The sequence below is a fragment of the Haloferax sp. s1 genome (genome assembly GCF_058382125.1).
Genome location: NZ_JBZRPK010000080.1, coordinates 1 through 929 on the forward strand (window position 1 = coordinate 1; position 929 = coordinate 929).

At 62.3% G+C, this 929-nt stretch carries 1 protein-coding gene; it reads left to right on the plus strand.

Annotated features, from left to right (window positions below; all coding sequences use genetic code 11):
• Nucleotides 1-929: solute carrier family 23 protein (locus QT222_RS00530; RefSeq protein WP_491475950.1), on the plus strand; the 929-nt coding region annotated here is incomplete at both ends.

A 929-nucleotide genomic window follows, 5' to 3' on the forward strand; every position in this document is an offset into this window, starting at 1 on the left:
TGATTGTACCGGCGACTGCGGTCGCATTCATCGTCGCGGGTGAAGTCGGACTCGACGCGGCTAATACCGCGTACATCGTTCAGATGGCGCTCCTATTTTCCGGGCTGGCGACCGCAGTGCAAGCCTACACCGTCGGCCCGGTCGGGTCGCGACTCCCCATCGTGATGGGGACGAGTTTCACGTTCGTCGGCGCGGCGGCGACAGTCGGAATCGGCTACGGCTTGAGTGCGGTTTTCGGCGCGATACTCGTCACCGGATTCGTCGTCGAAGGACTCATCGGCTGGCAGTTCAACCGCATCAAACCCTTCTTCCCGCCGCTTGTGACGGGGTTAGTCGTCGCTATCATCGGCCTCTATCTCGTTCCCGTCGGGATGGACTACTCAGCCGGTGGCGTGGGTGCCGCCGACTACGGTGCGGCCTACAACATCGGACTCGCGGCGCTCGTCCTCGGGGTCGCTATCACGCTCAACCTCTTTACGGACGGAGCGACGCGCCTTCTGAGTACGCTTGCTGGTATTGCCGTCGGCTACGCTGTCGCTATCCCGCTCGGTGTCGTTGACTTCGGGCCAGTCACCAGTGCCGCGTGGGTCGCAATTCCCCAACCCGGTGCGTTCGGGCTTTCGTTCGAACCGGTTCCCATCGTTACGTTTGCCTTCCTCTTTCTGGTGTCCGCGATGGAGACTGTCGGCGACATGTCCGGCATCACGGCTGCAGAGGGTCGAAACCCGACTGACGAAGAGTTCCGTGGTGGATTACTGACGGACGGACTGCTGAGTTCGGTCGCATCTATCTTCGGCGCGTTCCCTGTCACGTCGTTCTCGCAGAACGTGGGTATCGTCAACTTCACCGGCGTGATGAGTCGTCACGTCGTCGGCGTCGCCGGCGCCATCCTCGCGGTGTTAGGTCTCAGCCCGAAGGTGGGTGCCGCC